Source organism: Streptococcus sp. HMSC034B03 (assembly GCF_001838575.1).
Classification (GTDB): domain Bacteria; phylum Bacillota; class Bacilli; order Lactobacillales; family Streptococcaceae; genus Streptococcus; species Streptococcus anginosus.
On record NZ_KV837637.1, the window covers coordinates 39097 to 54262 of the forward strand.

At 41.1% G+C, this 15166-nt stretch carries 17 protein-coding genes and 1 pseudogene; 1 reads left to right on the top strand and 17 read right to left on the bottom strand.

Annotated features, from left to right (window positions below; genetic code table 11):
* Positions 1-3: 3 nt before the first annotated feature.
* The 11 genes and pseudogenes from HMPREF2634_RS08030 to HMPREF2634_RS08075 all read right to left on the bottom strand — a co-directional run bounded on the left by HMPREF2634_RS08030 (position 4) and on the right by HMPREF2634_RS08075 (position 8465).
* Positions 4-1545: an ABC-F family ATP-binding cassette domain-containing protein gene (locus HMPREF2634_RS08030; protein ID WP_021001435.1), complete on the bottom strand. Its 1542-nt coding sequence runs from the start codon at positions 1543-1545 to the stop codon at positions 4-6.
* A gap of 111 nt (positions 1546-1656) precedes the next feature.
* Positions 1657-1965, bottom strand: a complete 309-nt coding sequence (locus HMPREF2634_RS08035; protein WP_021001434.1) for a DUF898 family protein — start codon at positions 1963-1965, stop codon at positions 1657-1659.
* A gap of 14 nt (positions 1966-1979) precedes the next feature.
* Positions 1980-2672, bottom strand: coding sequence for a 5'-methylthioadenosine/adenosylhomocysteine nucleosidase (locus HMPREF2634_RS08040; protein ID WP_021001433.1), 693 nt, complete (start codon positions 2670-2672; stop codon positions 1980-1982).
* A 51-nt stretch (positions 2673-2723) separates the two neighbouring features.
* Positions 2724-3032 carry a cell wall synthase accessory phosphoprotein MacP gene (gene macP, locus HMPREF2634_RS08045; protein WP_003025491.1) on the bottom strand — a complete coding sequence of 103 codons (309 nt, stop codon included), beginning with the start codon at positions 3030-3032 and terminating at the stop codon, positions 2724-2726.
* A 10-nt stretch (positions 3033-3042) separates the two neighbouring features.
* Positions 3043-3594, bottom strand: coding sequence for an NUDIX hydrolase (locus HMPREF2634_RS08050; RefSeq protein WP_021001432.1), 552 nt, complete (start codon positions 3592-3594; stop codon positions 3043-3045).
* An 8-nt stretch (positions 3595-3602) separates the two neighbouring features.
* Positions 3603-4982, bottom strand: coding sequence for a bifunctional UDP-N-acetylglucosamine diphosphorylase/glucosamine-1-phosphate N-acetyltransferase GlmU (glmU, locus tag HMPREF2634_RS08055; protein ID WP_021001431.1), 1380 nt, complete (start codon positions 4980-4982; stop codon positions 3603-3605).
* 449 nt (positions 4983-5431) lie between these two features.
* Positions 5432-5875: an ASCH domain-containing protein gene (locus tag HMPREF2634_RS10270; protein ID WP_041784099.1), complete on the bottom strand. Its 444-nt coding sequence runs from the start codon at positions 5873-5875 to the stop codon at positions 5432-5434.
* A gap of 87 nt (positions 5876-5962) precedes the next feature.
* Positions 5963-6637 (bottom strand): annotated as a pseudogene (locus HMPREF2634_RS10275) (GNAT family N-acetyltransferase); the annotation flags it as partial.
* Between the two features lie 13 nt (positions 6638-6650).
* A complete protein-coding gene (locus HMPREF2634_RS08065; RefSeq protein ID WP_021001429.1) occupies positions 6651-7349 on the bottom strand; it encodes a 3-oxoacyl-ACP reductase in 699 nt (232 codons plus the stop codon).
* A complete protein-coding gene (locus HMPREF2634_RS08070; RefSeq protein WP_003025500.1) occupies positions 7342-7578 on the bottom strand; it encodes a DUF2829 domain-containing protein in 237 nt (78 codons plus the stop codon). Before HMPREF2634_RS08070 ends, HMPREF2634_RS08065 begins: the two co-directional genes overlap by 8 nt.
* Positions 7579-7643: 65 nt before the next feature.
* Positions 7644-8465 (bottom strand): hypothetical protein, encoded by an 822-nt coding sequence (locus tag HMPREF2634_RS08075; RefSeq protein ID WP_021001428.1) that lies wholly within the window; start codon positions 8463-8465, stop codon positions 7644-7646.
* Between the two features lie 271 nt (positions 8466-8736).
* Here HMPREF2634_RS08075 and HMPREF2634_RS08080 point away from each other — a divergent pair, with 271 nt between their 5' ends.
* On the top strand, positions 8737-8940 hold the full coding sequence (locus HMPREF2634_RS08080) for a cold-shock protein (RefSeq protein WP_003032129.1): 204 nt from the start codon (positions 8737-8739) through the stop codon (positions 8938-8940).
* Between the two features lie 349 nt (positions 8941-9289).
* Here the strand turns inward: HMPREF2634_RS08080 and HMPREF2634_RS08085 are convergent, their stop codons facing one another.
* From HMPREF2634_RS08085 to HMPREF2634_RS08110, 6 genes are all read right to left on the bottom strand, one after another.
* Positions 9290-9955, bottom strand: coding sequence for an RpiB/LacA/LacB family sugar-phosphate isomerase (locus HMPREF2634_RS08085; protein ID WP_021001427.1), 666 nt, complete (start codon positions 9953-9955; stop codon positions 9290-9292).
* A complete protein-coding gene (locus HMPREF2634_RS08090; protein WP_037613154.1) occupies positions 9952-10413 on the bottom strand; it encodes a GNAT family N-acetyltransferase in 462 nt (153 codons plus the stop codon). Before HMPREF2634_RS08090 ends, HMPREF2634_RS08085 begins: the two co-directional genes overlap by 4 nt.
* A gap of 12 nt (positions 10414-10425) precedes the next feature.
* Positions 10426-10854 (bottom strand): GNAT family N-acetyltransferase, encoded by a 429-nt coding sequence (locus HMPREF2634_RS08095; RefSeq protein ID WP_037613156.1) that lies wholly within the window; start codon positions 10852-10854, stop codon positions 10426-10428.
* Positions 10855-10921: 67 nt separating this feature from the next.
* A complete protein-coding gene (locus HMPREF2634_RS08100) occupies positions 10922-12310 on the bottom strand; it encodes an APC family permease (RefSeq protein WP_021001424.1) in 1389 nt (462 codons plus the stop codon).
* 146 nt (positions 12311-12456) lie between these two features.
* On the bottom strand, positions 12457-14445 hold the full coding sequence (locus tag HMPREF2634_RS08105) for an ABC transporter permease (RefSeq protein ID WP_021001423.1): 1989 nt from the start codon (positions 14443-14445) through the stop codon (positions 12457-12459).
* Positions 14438-15166: ABC transporter ATP-binding protein (locus HMPREF2634_RS08110; protein ID WP_070836447.1), on the bottom strand; the 729-nt coding region annotated here is incomplete at its 5' end. The genes HMPREF2634_RS08110 and HMPREF2634_RS08105, both read right to left, overlap by 8 nt.

Below are 15166 nucleotides of genomic sequence, written 5' to 3' on the forward strand. Positions count from 1 at the left end.
TTCTTACGTTAATTGATTAAAATCCCAAATATGATCTACCCATCCTTCGTAGAAGTCGGGCTCATGGCAGACCATGAGAATACTGCCTTTGTACGCTTGGAGAGCGCGTTTGAGTTCATCTTTTGCATCCACATCAAGGTGATTCGTGGGCTCATCCAGCACTAAGACATTATTTCCTCGGTTCATAAGGAGACAGAGGCGGACCTTAGCCTGCTCCCCACCTGAAAGAACCTGGATCTGGCTTTCAATATGCTTTGAGGTCAGACCGCAGCGAGCCAGAGCAGCACGAACTTCCGCTTGATTGAGTGACGGGAAAGCATCCCAAACAGCTTCCAGAGGAGTCTGACGATTACCACCAGCTGTCTCTTGCTCGAAATAACCCAATTCCAGATAGTCTCCACGCTCAACTTCCCCAGCGATTGGTGGTATAATCCCCAAGAGACTCTTCAAAAGAGTTGTTTTCCCAATCCCATTTGCCCCGATGATGGCCACTTTCTGATTGCGCTCAAAGGTCAGATTAAGAGGCTGGGTCAGTGGACAGTCATACCCAATCTGCAAGTCCTTGGCTTGGAAAATAAAGCGCCCTGGTGTACGAGCCATTTTGAAGTCAAAGGAGGGCTTAGGCTTCTCGCCTTGCAGTTCAATCAGTTCCATTTTGTCTAATTTTTTCTGGCGGGACATGGCCATATTACGGGTCGCCACACGGGCTTTATTGCGAGCTACAAAGTCCTTGAGGTCTGCAATTTCCTTCTGCTGACGCTCATAAGCTGCTTCCAACTGAGATTTTTTCATCTCGTAGACTTCTAAGAATTGATAATAATCACCAGAATAGCGGGTCAAGTTTTGATTTTCTACATGGTAGACGATATTGATTACATCGTTTAAGAAAGGAATATCATGGGAAATGAGCACGAAAGCATTTTCATAATTTTGCAGATAGCGCTTGAGCCAATCAATATGCTCTGCGTCCAAATAGTTGGTAGGCTCATCTAAGAGCAAGATGTCTGGTTTTTGAAGGAGAAGTTTTGCTAAGAGCACCTTGGTTCGTTGACCTCCAGAAAGAGCGGTGACATCCGTTTCCATACCGTAATCCATAACCCCTAAAGCACGAGCTACCTCATCAATCTTAGCATCTAAAGTATAAAAGTCTCGACTTTCCAATCGCTCCTGCAATTCACCCACTTCTTCCATAAGGACATCAACATCCGCTCCATCTTCTGCCATAGCCAGATATATCTCATTGATCCGAGCTTCAGTCTTGAAAAGTTCATCAAAAGCAGTCCGCAACACATCACGTACAGATTGACCTTCTTTCAACACAGCATGCTGATCTAAATAGCCAGCTGTCACATACTTAGACCACTCAACCTTGCCTTCATCTGGCAACAATTGACCAGTTACAATGCTCATAAAGGTGGACTTCCCTTCACCGTTGGCTCCAACTAAGCCGATATGCTCGCCCTTCAGCAGACGAAAGGATACATCCTCAAAAATAGCCCGGTCTCCAAAACCGTGGCTGAGATTTTTTACTTCTAAGATACTCATCTTTTCTCCTCTATCATTGATTGCAGTTTCTTGATTATACCATCAAAAGGGATTTTTTGGCAAGGTAGAACAAATGAAAAGCGAGACTGCTTCATTCTCGCTTGCTTTCATCTAATTCAAATGATGGGTGTGTTTGGTAATCCACTGGGTTAGCTTGATATTAAGCCAAAAACCATAAATGCCAAAAGTAATGATTGTCAAGAGCCACCACTTCACCCAATTTCCAAAAAGCTGCATCGCAGTACCATCAAAATAGAGACGGTGTCCGTCAATGACTGTGTGCTTAATCTTCCAATTATACAGGATACACATGCCCCAAGGAGCACAGATACCCAACGTCAAGACAGTAATCAAAATGGCTAAGATGACATGACCAATGTAAGAAAAGAGGCCGCCGTCGAAATAAGATTCTTTATACACTATATTCTCCTTGTCTAAACTAATTCTTTCAGAAATTGAATCAGAGTGTCTGCTGAGCGCTTGCCAGCTTCATGAATAAATTCGTCAAAGCTGATATTGGCGTCATAAGAAGCTGTATCACTCATGGCCCGAATAACCATAAAAGGCAGACCGATAGAATGGGTCGCTTGAGCAATGGCGGCTCCTTCCATTTCTACCGCTAAAACATCTGGAAAATGCTGCTTAATGGCATGAATCTTATCCTGCCCCGCAATAAAACTGTCTCCTGTTGCAATCAAGCCAACGCGACTTGTCTGATGTGTCTTTTCTAAAATCTTTTTCATCTCAGAAACCAAATAACGGCTCGCTTCAAAATAAAGTGGCTGGCGTGCCATTTGTCCGTATTCATAGCCAAAAGCTGTTACATCTACATCATGGTATACTAGCCGATTAGCAACCACAACATCACCGATTTGCAAGCCTTCAGCTACCGCACCAGCAGAACCTGTATTGATGACAGCCGTCACTTTAAACTCATTGACCAAAACAGCCACGCTCATAGCAGACATGACCTTTCCAATCCCGCTTTCCACCAGCACAACTTCATGACGACCGATACTTCCCGTATGATAAACATGCCCCAAACGTAAGTGCTTTTCGGCATTTTCCAAGTTTTCCACTAAGATTTTTAGTTCCTCAGGCATGGCCGCAATAATTCCGATTTTCATTATTTCCTCTCATTCTATCACAAAAAAAGCGAAAGTCGAGCTTATCGCTTTTTATAGCCAAATAATAGCAGCAATCAAAGCAATCAAAAGCAGGACAATCCAAAATAGAATTTTGTTTAATTTTGCTTGGAATACTCCGCGTTTTGCATTTTCAATGCGTCGGCTTTTGGTTACTGTTGGTTCTACATCAATTTGTAGCGTATCTTGATTGAAGCCACTAGTTGGAGAAGAATAACCAAACTGACTTCTGGTTGTTTTTAAAATTTTGGTTTCTTCCTCATCATGCAAAGGTGGACCTGAAATATCTTCACCACGATTTGCCCGTTCAATCATTTCATCTGTTAATAAAGGTCTTCCCATGAGCGTTCCCCTATCTTCGATTCATTTTCATTTCCCAATATTGGAGTGCAATAATGGTTTTTGCATCACAAATATCACCACTAGCAAGGAAAGCTTTCGCTTCTTCCAAGGTCACTTCATAGAGTTCTAAGGTCTCGTCTTCATCTTGTGGACGAGGATTTTCAACTTTTGTCAAATGGCTAGCGCTATAAAGTTTGATTCGCTCATTGCAAAAGCCAATCGTCGAATAGAAATCATAAAGCAGTTCTAACTCACCTGTATAACCCGTTTCTTCTTCTAATTCGCGCAAAGCTGCGGCCTCAGGATCCGCATTTTCACCAACTTCTAACTTGCCAGCTGGAATTTCATAAGAGGTTGCTTCAATAGCTTTGCGGTACTGCTTAACCAAAATCATTTTGTCTTCTGGCGTTAGCGCAATAACTGCTACAGCACCATTATGGAAAATCAAATCACGATAAGCTGTACCTTTCCCAGCCGGTAGCTGAACTTTATCCTTGACAAGGTTAAAAATAGGACCTTGATAAATTTCTGTTCGTTTTAGCGTTTTTTCTTCAAAATCCATAGCCGTTCCTACTTATTATCTGGATGATGTGGCAAGCGTTTTGCGTATTCATCTTTGTTAATCTGACGTCCACGTCCGATGGCAATAGCGTCTGCTGGTACATCCTTAGTAATGGTTGAGCCTGCACCTACAAGAGAATTGTCCCCAAGTTCTACCGGCGCAATAATGGTCGAATTAGAACCTACAAAGACATTGTTCCCAATGACAGTCTTAAACTTGTGCTGTCCATCATAATTAACTGTAATTGTTCCAGCACCAAAATTGACATTCGCACCCACTTCAGAATTACCAATGTAAGTCAGATGCCCAGCTTTGGTATTTTCACCGATAGAAGAACCTTTCACTTCAACGAAATTACCAACATGTACATTTTTAGCAAGGCTTGAATCTGGGCGAACATGAGCGTAAGGTCCCACCGTTACACCGTCTGCAACTGTAGACTCTTCAATCATAGAATTGGTAATAACCGTTTGTTCACCGATAGCAGAGTCAACAATATACGTACCGTTTGTCAGAATGCTGCCTGCGCCAATTTTCGTTTGCCCTTTCAAGCTAACATTAGCTTCAATTTGTACTTCTGGTTCAATCTGTACATCTACATCGATATAAGTCGCTTCTGGATTTACAAAGCTAACCCCATTCACCATATGAGCTTGATTGATTCGGCGACGCATAATACTTTCTGCCGTTGCCAATGCCACGCGGTCATTGACACCAAGACTTTCATCAAAATCTTTCAAAGTATAAGCGCCGACTTTTTCGCCATTCTCACGGAAAATGCCGATTACATCTGTGATGTAGTATTCTCCTTGCGCATTGTTGGTATTGATATTTTTCAGGGCTTCAAAAAGACGGGCGTTATCAAAAACATACGTTCCTGTATTGATTTCTTTGATTTGCTTTTCAAAATCCGAAGCATCCTTTTGCTCCACAATTTTGATCACTTCTTCATGCTGATTACGGACAATCCGCCCATAACCAAATGGATTTTCCGCTTCTGCCGTCAAAATCGTTGCAACATTTTTGTGGTTGACATGAAAGTTAATCAAATTTTTCAGGCTTTCTCCTGTGATTAAAGGAGTGTCTCCTGCAATGACTAATGTTTGCCCTGCCAAACCTTCCAGCACAGGCTCTGCCATCATCACAGCATGACCAGTTCCTAATTGCTCCGTTTGACGAACAAACTCTGTCTGCCCCGCCAATACTTGCTCCACCAGCTCTGCCTTGTGTCCGACCACTGTCACAGTCTTTTCTGGTGCAATGGCAGCAACACTTCTAAATACGTGTTCTAACATCGAAATTCCAGCAACTTTGTGAAGCACTTTTGGTAAATCTGATTTCATGCGAGTGCCTTTTCCAGCTGCTAAAATAATTGCATAGTTTGTCATAAATCGTCTCTTTTCTCTAAGATGTCACTACTATTATATCATTAAACCAAAATTTTTTAAATGAGGAATTAAAAAAGAAATAGAGCGTTCGGCTGTCTATTCCGAATAAATCTGTCTGAAAGTTCCCCAAACCTTTCTAGAGAAGACCCTTTTCATGGAAAAATAACGTTTTTCTTCTCAAAAACATCATTTCCTGCAGAGAATTTGATTTTTTGCTCATAAAAAGTCCATACCACATAAAAAGGTTCGTGACTTATTAAAAAAACATAAATACTACATGTTAAAATTCGGATTTCACTACAAACGAGTGCTTCCTCCATGAGAAATTTGTCCCCTTTTATCTGGGAGAAGTCAGAATCCATGGTTATTATTGCCAGCTGTCATAGGAGGCTGGGAAAAATTCCTTGTTCGTGTCGGATTTTTTCTAAGTGAATATAAGGCACAGTCTTCTAATCTATCGGATAAACCTTGCAAAACTCCTCCAAGACCACGCCCGTCTCCTCTGAGAAAGCTAAGCCGGCTTCAGCCATCCATTCCGTGAAGAGTTCCTCATGCACCTGCCGCCAGTAAGCCAAAGATTTATCTCCCTCTCCTTCTTTAAAAGCATGCTCTGCAGACACTTGATTGAAAGGGACAACCGTTACCTTGGTCACTTTAATGATACAGACAGCTTGACCCTGACCGTCTAAAATCACATCAAAGGTTCCTGCTTGAGGAATCGGCTCACCATCTATCTGATACAAATCGTAGGCAGAAGCCGTCGCAGTCTTCTCTCCTTTCAAAACTAAATCCGCCAGCTGGTCTGGCTCTACACCAAATGCCCACGCATCAATGTCATCACCGATTGTGGGATTGATTGTTTTGTATTCATTCCATAATTGTTCTGGTGTCATGGTTTCTCCTATCTGTAATTTTAACTCATAAGCTGGGTAAGCTCCTAAGCATTGATAACCTAGCTTTTCAGCTATTTTCTTTGAGGCTTCATTGTGGGCATCCCAGAGCGGAAAAACGCCGCATTGCAGGGATGCCAAAATCATCTTCGCCCCAAGAACAGTAGCTAAACCTTGCTGTTGATAAGTCGGTTTTGTTGCAATCTCAATTTCAATGGCTTTTTGGTAGACAAGTGCTGTCGAGACCCCAGCGACGATTTCCTGACCCTTCCGGATCACAAAGCCAAAAGCTCCGCCTTCTTGAAAGTCTTTAAAAGTTGCAAAATTCCCCTGCAAATCCTGAGACCATTCTTCCTGAGCTAGTTCTTGATAGGTTTTTGAATTGATTGCCTCAATAACGAACTGCTCCGATAACTGCTCCACGATGTTTTTCAAAACCTTGTCATCAAAATCTGCCTCATCTTTAAAAGCATAACGGGTAAAAGGAGATAAGGCTGGGCAAGAGGATAAGCAGCCTTGCCAAGAAGCCTCTTCAGATATGAGAATGCGGTAGTCTGGCTTACAAAAATCCCTATAATCCGCCAGTAATGCCATATCTGCCTGCCCAGCCAAAAAGAGAAAATCTCCTTGTTCATACAAAACGGCAGTCTCGTCTTCATTTGTATAAAACTGCCCCAGCCCAGCTTTCAAACCATATCTCACCATGTTCTTTTGCCAATGTTGGAAAGATTTTTGCAGTCTTGGCTCAATGCTCACTGCTTTCATTCTGCTTGCTTCCTCACTTCAAACTCCAGCCACCGTCAATCTTGACAATCTCGCCCTGCATGGGTTGGGCTTTTCCTGAGGCGAGAAAGAGGGTTAGCTCGGCAACTTCTTCTGGTTCTATCCAACGCTTGATGGGAGTTTCGTCTACTACCCATTGGGCTAAGCCTCCCGGCTCAAAGTCTGCTGCTGTCATACTTGTTTTAACTGCACCCGGTGCAATCCCAAAAACCTGCACTCCCTGCTCCGCATAGTCTAGTGCCAACTGCTTGGTAAATCCTGCTAGAGCATGCTTGGAAGAAGTGTAAGCATGACCGCCACCGCCAGCTAAGCTAGATGCAATTGAGCACATATTGATGATGATGCCTGATTGTTTCTTCAGCATCTGCGTCAAATAATAACGAGTTAGCTCTACTGGTGTTACATAGTTAATCTCGAAAATTTCTTGGATCTCCTGAGCGGATTGCTCAAGAAGTGGCTTGTAATCATCCAGCACTCCAGCTGTATTGCAGAGGACATCTACCTGAGGACACCAGTCAAAAATGGGCTGAAACCCCAGTATCAAGTCTTGTTGAAAAAAATGAAAATCCCCTGTCAAACTTGGTTTTTCAGAGCGGTCTACACCATATACGCGCCAGCCATTTTCCAAAAAAAGCTGCGCCTGAGCCAAACCAATCCCTGAGCTAACACCTGTCACCAAAACCGTCCTAGTCATGGACTTCCACCCAGTCATCTGCTAATATGTCACAAGGCGTCGGACTCCACATGGAAAAGCCTTCTCCCTCGCCTGATACATTAATGAGAAAATAAGGCGTCACTTCAAGCGCCACTCCGTTCTGCTCAATGCTGTCAAAAAGCTGGACATAATTCTCAGCACCGCCCCAGCCTATGCGGACATATTTCTTTTTGGCTTTCAAACCCGGTAAAATTTCTTCGAATGTCATTTTCGTTTTCTCCTTTTAGCTATAAATATCGTGATTCGTTTTTTAGTTAGATTTTAAGTTGATGTTTATTTCAGCTCAATCAGTTTTTGATAGATTTTTTCAGTGAGTTCTTTCTGTTGAGTCCCAGTTAAATGGCGAGAAGTTCGAATTACAAGTGTACCGTATACATAGTGAGAACCAGGATTTAAAAATCCATTCCCATCAAAAGCCGATAGGTAGATATTTCTCTTTTCCGCATCCTCTTTCGTAGGATAAACTTCGATATCGCCACCTGCATCTGTCCCTTTTTCTGCAATATCTGTACCATCAACAGCTTCGGTGACTTGGCTATCGCTAAAATAAATCGAAGCAGTATAGCCACCCTGTTTATTCAATTGTCCATTAGGGTCGTGAGTTTCTGTTACCGATTGCACTCCAGTGATTGTCTCAATCTCTCTCAATCGCTCCTCAACAAAAGCATTGGTCGGATTTGTAATTTGTTTCAGCTGTGTGACACTCTGTTGATACTGATTCATTTTTTCAGAGAGATTTTTCTGACTGGCTGCATAATCTACTGGCTCAGTAAGTTCTTTAACTTGCTTTTCAATATCTTCTGTCTTACTTTCCATTTTAGAAGCTTTCCGAATCTCCTTATCAGTGTCAGATATGGCTGTTTTTAAATCCTCTAATGTAGCTGGTTCTAGTGGTTCAGCATTTGTTTTAACAAGTTTTTCAGCATCTGAGACTAGACTCTCAATGTCTTTATTACTATCTTTCAAGGCTGTGACAGCTTTTTCATAACTAGCTACCGCCCTTTGATGAGGGGCGTAAATGAAGAAATAATACCCTGTCACAAGTAATAGCAAAACTACTACAACACTCATAATCCCTACATTTTTCTTTTTCATATCTCTTTACCCTTTTTCTATCATCAAGTAATCCTAGTTGAACATATACAACTAGAGTTTCTGAACTTGCTTTTGAAAGATGATTTTACGCCTTTCTTCATTTTATACTAGTATAGCATAAAATGAAGTGGCAATCGCTGTTTTTTCTTGCTTTTTACTGCTACTTCTGTTAGACTAGCAAGAGTAAATGAATTTTGAGTGAGTATTTTTGTTTTTCATCTTTACTTTTTCTATTTTTTACGCAACATTTTAGAGAAAGGAAGTAAGATGTATGGCACAAGGTACAGTAAAATGGTTCAATGCTGAAAAAGGCTTCGGCTTTATTTCACAAGAAAACGGACCAGACGTATTTGCTCACTTTTCAGCGATTCAATCCGACGGATTCAAATCACTGAATGAAGGCGAAAAAGTAACTTTTGACATTGAAGAAGGTCAACGTGGTCTTCAAGCAGTCAATATTACAAAATTAGCATAAGACAAGAAAAGGCTGGGCAAAAAGTGTCCCAGCTTCTATCATATTTATTAATAAACGAATAACGTAGCTTCAACATTCAGTGAATTGTTGAAGGCGGGAAATCAGCCTGCACAGCAAGCCATCGTGATTGAACTCTTCATTCGCTTTTCAAGCTCGGAAGAGCACCTTTGACGAAAACTTCGTTTTCTTCATCTGCAACCTTAAACAGCTTGATAACTGTTTAAGCACCCTTGCGGGGGTGGGACTACGAACTAAAAATTTTCTATTTTTAGTTCTGTCCCACTCCCTTTTTTTCTCAAATAACGATAACTGCAACAGAAGTCAATCTCATACTTTCCCTATTTGATTGTCAAACTTTATTCCACTTTCTATCTGCGTCCATTTTATCTACTTTCGCTTTCAGCAAACGGATGAACTCTTTATTACTTCCCTTATTTATAATGGCATTCATCACTATCTTTCTTTGCAACAATTTAGTGAAAGTATCAGTTGGAAGTTGTTCTACTAATTCTTCCCAACTTCGTTTCGTTAAACGGTTCAAATTCTTTAAGGCACTTGCTTCCACTCTTTTTCTTTCTGCTTCATGTTCAGGATAGCCAATGCCAAACTCACCATCAAATAATTTATCCAATGTATATTGCAGGTTCAATTCTCCTTGCCACCCAAAATTCAACCCTAATGGCAGGGAAGCAACATTTCCTCCATTGATTCGTCCAAAGAGGAAAGCATCTTGTGGGGTCTCTATATAGCCACACAAAAGACCTGGTAAACTATTACAGGCAAGCGTCATCCCTTGACCTGAAGAACAACCTGTTACAACAAAATCTACTGCTCCACTTTCTATTAAGAAACTGATCAAGATCGCTATCTCAACATAAGAATACTGCTCGTTCTCCTCCTCAAAAATACCAAAATTCAGCACTTCGTCAGACGATTGGACTGCTTTTTTTACAGATTCAAATAGCAGCAAATTCATATTTCTTCGAGTGGTTCCTTGGATAACCGCAACTCTCATTTCAACTCCTTTTCCATTTTGACAAAAAGGTAACTATCGCCATTGCTTTCCTGAGGCTGCCGTCCAATCACGTTGAAACCACAATTGAGATAGAGCCTTTGAGCTCTTTGATTAAAATCTGCAACTGAGAGAGTCAGGATTTTTGCTGAAAGATTTTCCTCGATAAACCGTAAAATCGTTTGTAAAAAATCTTTGCCTTGACCTTTGCCACAATACTCTGGCTTCATACCTAAACCCAGTTCCTGCTTGTCTTTGTCAATTGGAAAAAGGCAAAAAAAGCCATATAATTCATCATTTTTGAGAACCTGATAATAGTGATCACCACGCGCTTCAGGAGATAAAATTTCTTCATAATCCTCAGAATCTGCTTGCATATCATAAAAAGCATAGATTCCTTCGTAATGCCAATGATTCGCAATTTCTTCTGCATTGCTTTGACTTAATGGTTCAATCTTCATAGATATCATTTCTCAAAATTCCCAATAAAAACGTTTCTGATCAGCTTTTTCCTCACAGCCCAGTTTTCGATAAAATTCATGGGCTGCAGTTCGAGAAATGCCAGAGTTTATGCGAATACCTGCATAGCCTGTAGCTGACCCCTCTTCACGCACGGCCTGCATCAGCGCTTTGCCATATCCCTGACCTTGAAAATCTGGAGCAACAGCCAAAGCCAACAGATTGAGCAAAGATGAAAAGTAAAGGCAGTCATAACGACAAGCGTGGGCATAACCGACAAGTTGACCTGCTGCATTTTCTGCCACCAAGATAAAATGATCTGACCTATCCAACAGCTCTGATAGTTTCTGACGAGTTTCTATCAAGCCAAAATCATAGCCGAGAGCAGTTGCATTGATTTCCTGAATAGCTGCTGCATCTGAAAGTTCTGCTGGTCGTATCATATTCGCACCTCTTTTTCTTTCTATTATAGCAAAAAACAGCCTAAGTGGCTGTCTGGATTAAAACTCATCAATTGATTTCCGAATGTTGGTAGCCATAGATAAAATAAATAATTGTTCCGACTAGTAAGGCAAGCCCGAATGCTAGCCAAGTATCAGAGCCATATTGGGTCATGAAAGACAGGCAAATAATAATGGATAAGATTGGCGTCAGAGGTACCAGAGGAGTTTTAAACTCCCCTGCTTGAGGAAATCCTTTATCCTTGCGCAACTTCAAAATAGCCACTGCTAACAAAATCAGATAAGCCAAGGTGCAGATATTTAGAAAGGATGCGATACTGGCTAACGGGAAAATACCAGCACATACTGCCGCAGCTATCCCTACCAAAATCGTAGCATTTTTCGGTACCCGACTAGTGGCAGTTAATTTTCTGAAAGACTTTGGCAACAAACCGTCACGCGCAATGCTGTAAATCATACGCGACAGAGCATAAGTCATGGAAATGCAAACGGTAATCAAAGTTAAAATCGCTACCACTGACACATAATTAGCCGCCCAGCCAAGCCCAGCACTGCGAAGCGCAAAAGCGACAGCATCTGCTACATCTAGCTTGCTATAGTGAACAATCCCTGTCAAAACTAGTGTCACCAATATATAAAGCACCGTTACAATAGACAAAGACAGCACAATCCCTCGTGGAACATTCTTTTGTGGCTCCTTAATCTCGTCCACTGCCATAGAAATAGACTCGAAACCTAGAAAAGCAAAGAACATCAGAGAAGCACCAGCCATAATTCCAACATTACCACCATATAATTTTCCAAAGCCAAATGGGGTAAAATGAGACCAATTTTCAGGTTTAATAAAGAAAATCCCTACAAAGATAAAAAGGGCAAGCGCCGAAAACTTCAAGACAACCAAAGCAGAATTAAATCGCAGAGCTGCTTTAGAATTTAATAAAACCACACCTGTTACAAATACCAAAACAAGAATCGGCAGTAAGTCTACATAGGTTCCCACTTGCGGATTAAAGGTTCCATTGAGCGCTCTTGGCATACTCAAACCAAATCCATTCAGCAGGCCTTTCAAATAGGAAGCCCAACCAGAGGCAACACTAGATACAGCCGTCATAAATTCCATAATGGTCAGCCAACCTGCTATCCAAGCTGGAAATTCTCCAAAAACAGCATAGAGATAGCTATAAGCACCTCCATTTGCAGGAATTCTTGACGCAAATTCTGCATAAAAGAAAGCAGAAATACTCACGCAAAGAGCAGAAATAATAATCGAAATCACCAAAGCTGGACCAGCTAGAGTTGCAGCCGCCGTTCCGGTAATCGTGAAAATACCCGTTCCCACCATAGCGCCAATTCCTAACAAAATCAAATCAAGCAATCGTAAATGACGACGCATGCCAGTCCGATCTCGACTGACATCTTTTTTACGAAAAATATTCATCCTAAACTCCAATTTATTAGATTGAATTATTCTACCATAAAAGCAATCAAAAAGGAATCAAACGTCCCTCTTTTTTGTTAAATAAATTGAAAAAGGAGCAAGAATAGCCCTACTCCTTTTCACTATTATCCGTACCTATCGCTAACTCACATCGACACAATTCTACGATAACTGCGTGATGTGATGAGAAAGACAAGTACATAGACGATAAAGAAAACAGCACAAACGCCAAGCGTAACTTCCAACATCAATGTAGCATTTAAGACACCCAGCACTTTCAACATAAGGCTCAGCATATGATAAGCAAATGCCAGATGCACAAAAGCGAAAGCAAGCGGTAAGAAGAACACAGTCAAAATTTGTTTGCGAATGGTGCGCTTGGTTTGCTTTTCATCTAATCCTACCTTTTGTAAAATTACAAAGCGGTCTCGGTCTTCATACCCTTCTGAAATCTGTTTGTAGTAGATTACCAAAACCGTTCCCAGCATAAAGACAATTGAAAGGAAAATACCAATAAAGAAAACTCCGCCGAGCATGCTCATGATTTCCTGCACACCTTGGATTCTTGTATAACCATACACACCGGCATTATCGGGGAGCGTTGTATTGAACTGTTTCAGCTTCCTCTGGTAAGCTGTATCCAAATCGCCCTTTTTCTTATTAGAAGCCCTGATATTCAAGCCGCCATATAACTCTGTATTAATTGTGTAGTGCTCCTTTTGTGCATCTACTATCTTTTGTGGATCATTGACAACCATAAAAAGTGACTGCGGCACAATGATATTATTCTGATCTACGACATTTCCAAGAACAAAGTCCTCTGTTAAAAGTTCTTTCACTGTCAATTCTTGCCCAATCAGTTTAAGAGGTCGATCTTGTTTAATAGACATTCCTTTTGCAAAGATTGCTGTCTCATTATCTTTTAAATTCAATGTTTTGCCCGTCATTTTCCGATAATCATCAGCTGAAAACAGCAGGATATAGGCTTGTGGAGAAACTTGTGTTTCTCTTTTTGGATAAATATCAAGCTGATTACCGTCTTGTTTTTTAATTCCCATCGAATAATATTGATAGGCGCTTTTCTTAGTAACTTTTAGATGATTTTCATTTGCAAACTCTGTCAGTGCTTGTTCCAATTGGGCAGCTGATACTTCACTTCCCTTTATAGTATAGTCTTGAGGGTACATCACTGTTTTCAGATAATCAGCACCTGCGTAGATGTTAATACCACCAGCTAAGGTGACTAAGACCATGGTTGACAAAATCGAAATCGTTGCTAAGCCAACCGCATTTTTCTTCATCCGAAAAATCAAATTGGACACAGAAATCATATTGTTTGGTTGATAGTAATATCGTTTATTTTTCTGGAGCAACTGCAAAAATACCGTAACTCCTGCATTGAACAGCAGATAAGTCCCTAAAATAACAAAGAGAACAGCTATAAAAAATATACCAATTGCTATCAATGGATTTTTGACACTCAGAGCTAGGTAATAAGCATAGCCTAAAGAAATCGATCCAATAATCGTTTGAATCAGAAGAAATCGTCCTTTTCTTTCACCGCTATTCTTTTCCTTGGCCAATTGCAAAGCATTAAAACGTAGAATCCTCAAACCGTTGACAAGCACCAAGCCCGCAAAAATAACGCCATAGATGACAACAACTGAAATAAGAACTAACCATTGAAACGTGGATACTAGAACCACTTTTAACCCCATCAATTTCAGTAAAAAGGCATAAATCAGTTTATCAAATACAATACCAAATCCAAGACCAATCGTGACAGTCGTCGCTCCTAAAATCAATAACTCAATGAACACCATGGTAAAGAGATGACGTTTATTAAGTCCTAGCATTCCATACAGCCCCAGTTCTTTCGAGCGATTTTTCATGACGAAGCTATTAGCATAAAAAACGATAATCGCTGCAGCAATCGTCACAATAATCACTCCAAGAGCCAAGACAAATGAAATAGAACTTGCCCCCTGCATTTTTTGTAAATGGGGATTAAACGTTAAAGAATTAAAAATATATGAAATAGCGACGACTAAACAAGTTGCCAACGCAAATGGATAGTATAATCTACGATTTTTCACTAGGTTAGAAACCGCTAATTTTCCCGCTAATCTAAACACCTTGACTCACCTCGCTTGCCATGACCGTTAAGGTATCTGAAATTTCTTGGAACATCTGGCGCTCGGTCTTATCTCCTCGGAAGATTTGATTGTACAAAATTCCGTCCTTGATGAACAGTACTCGCTTAGCTCGGCTTGCCGCCGAAGTCGAGTGCGTTACCATAAGAATCGTCTGTCCGCGGTCATTGATGTCATCAAATACATCTAAAAGCGCCGCAGAAGACTTAGAATCGAGCGCCCCTGTTGGCTCGTCTGCCAGCAGAATTTCTGGATTGGTGATAATAGCACGCGCCACCGCCACCCGTTGTTTTTGACCACCGGAAATTTCATAGGGGAATTTTTCCTGCAATTGGTTAATCCCCAGTTCATTACAAGTAGTAACCAACTTTTGCATCATTTCTGTAATCGAACGGCGTGATAAAACGAGCGGCAAGAGAATATTGTCCTTGACCGAAAGCGTGTCTAACAGGTTGAAATCTTGAAAAACGAAACCTAATTTTTCCCGACGGAAGCTCGAAGCTTGACTGTTTTTAATCGTCGCTGTATCCGTGCCATTGAGAAAGACGCGTCCTTCGGTTGGCTTGTCTAGCATGGCAAGAATGTTGAGCAGAGTGGACTTCCCAGAGCCAGATTCCCCCATAATAGCGACATAATCGCCCTCATCTACTGTAAAATGGATATCTTTCAGCGCTTCTACTTGGTTGCCTTGAAAGCGGGTTTT

What these genes read in the sequence shown, in the direction of transcription:
- HMPREF2634_RS08030 (WP_021001435.1), bottom strand. Translation starts at nt 1,545, where the DNA reads ATGAGTATCTTAGAAGTAAAAAATCTCAGCCACGGTTTTGGAGACCGG.
- HMPREF2634_RS08040 (WP_021001433.1), bottom strand. Translation starts at nt 2,672, where the DNA reads ATGAAAATCGGAATTATTGCGGCCATGCCTGAGGAACTAAAAATCTTA.
- macP (WP_003025491.1), bottom strand. Translation starts at nt 3,032, where the DNA reads ATGGGAAGACCTTTATTAACAGATGAAATGATTGAACGGGCAAATCGT.
- HMPREF2634_RS08050 (WP_021001432.1), bottom strand. Translation starts at nt 3,594, where the DNA reads ATGGATTTTGAAGAAAAAACGCTAAAACGAACAGAAATTTATCAAGGT.
- glmU (WP_021001431.1), bottom strand. Translation starts at nt 4,982, where the DNA reads ATGACAAACTATGCAATTATTTTAGCAGCTGGAAAAGGCACTCGCATG.
- HMPREF2634_RS10270 (WP_041784099.1), bottom strand. Translation starts at nt 5,875, where the DNA reads ATGACACCAGAACAATTATGGAATGAATACAAAACAATCAATCCCACA.
- HMPREF2634_RS08065 (WP_021001429.1), bottom strand. Translation starts at nt 7,349, where the DNA reads ATGACTAGGACGGTTTTGGTGACAGGTGTTAGCTCAGGGATTGGTTTG.
- HMPREF2634_RS08070 (WP_003025500.1), bottom strand. Translation starts at nt 7,578, where the DNA reads ATGACATTCGAAGAAATTTTACCGGGTTTGAAAGCCAAAAAGAAATAT.
- HMPREF2634_RS08075 (WP_021001428.1), bottom strand. Translation starts at nt 8,465, where the DNA reads ATGAAAAAGAAAAATGTAGGGATTATGAGTGTTGTAGTAGTTTTGCTA.
- HMPREF2634_RS08080 (WP_003032129.1), top strand. Translation starts at nt 8,737, where the DNA reads ATGGCACAAGGTACAGTAAAATGGTTCAATGCTGAAAAAGGCTTCGGC.
- HMPREF2634_RS08085 (WP_021001427.1), bottom strand. Translation starts at nt 9,955, where the DNA reads ATGAGAGTTGCGGTTATCCAAGGAACCACTCGAAGAAATATGAATTTG.
- HMPREF2634_RS08090 (WP_037613154.1), bottom strand. Translation starts at nt 10,413, where the DNA reads ATGAAGATTGAACCATTAAGTCAAAGCAATGCAGAAGAAATTGCGAAT.
- HMPREF2634_RS08095 (WP_037613156.1), bottom strand. Translation starts at nt 10,854, where the DNA reads ATGATACGACCAGCAGAACTTTCAGATGCAGCAGCTATTCAGGAAATC.
- HMPREF2634_RS08100 (WP_021001424.1), bottom strand. Translation starts at nt 12,310, where the DNA reads ATGAATATTTTTCGTAAAAAAGATGTCAGTCGAGATCGGACTGGCATG.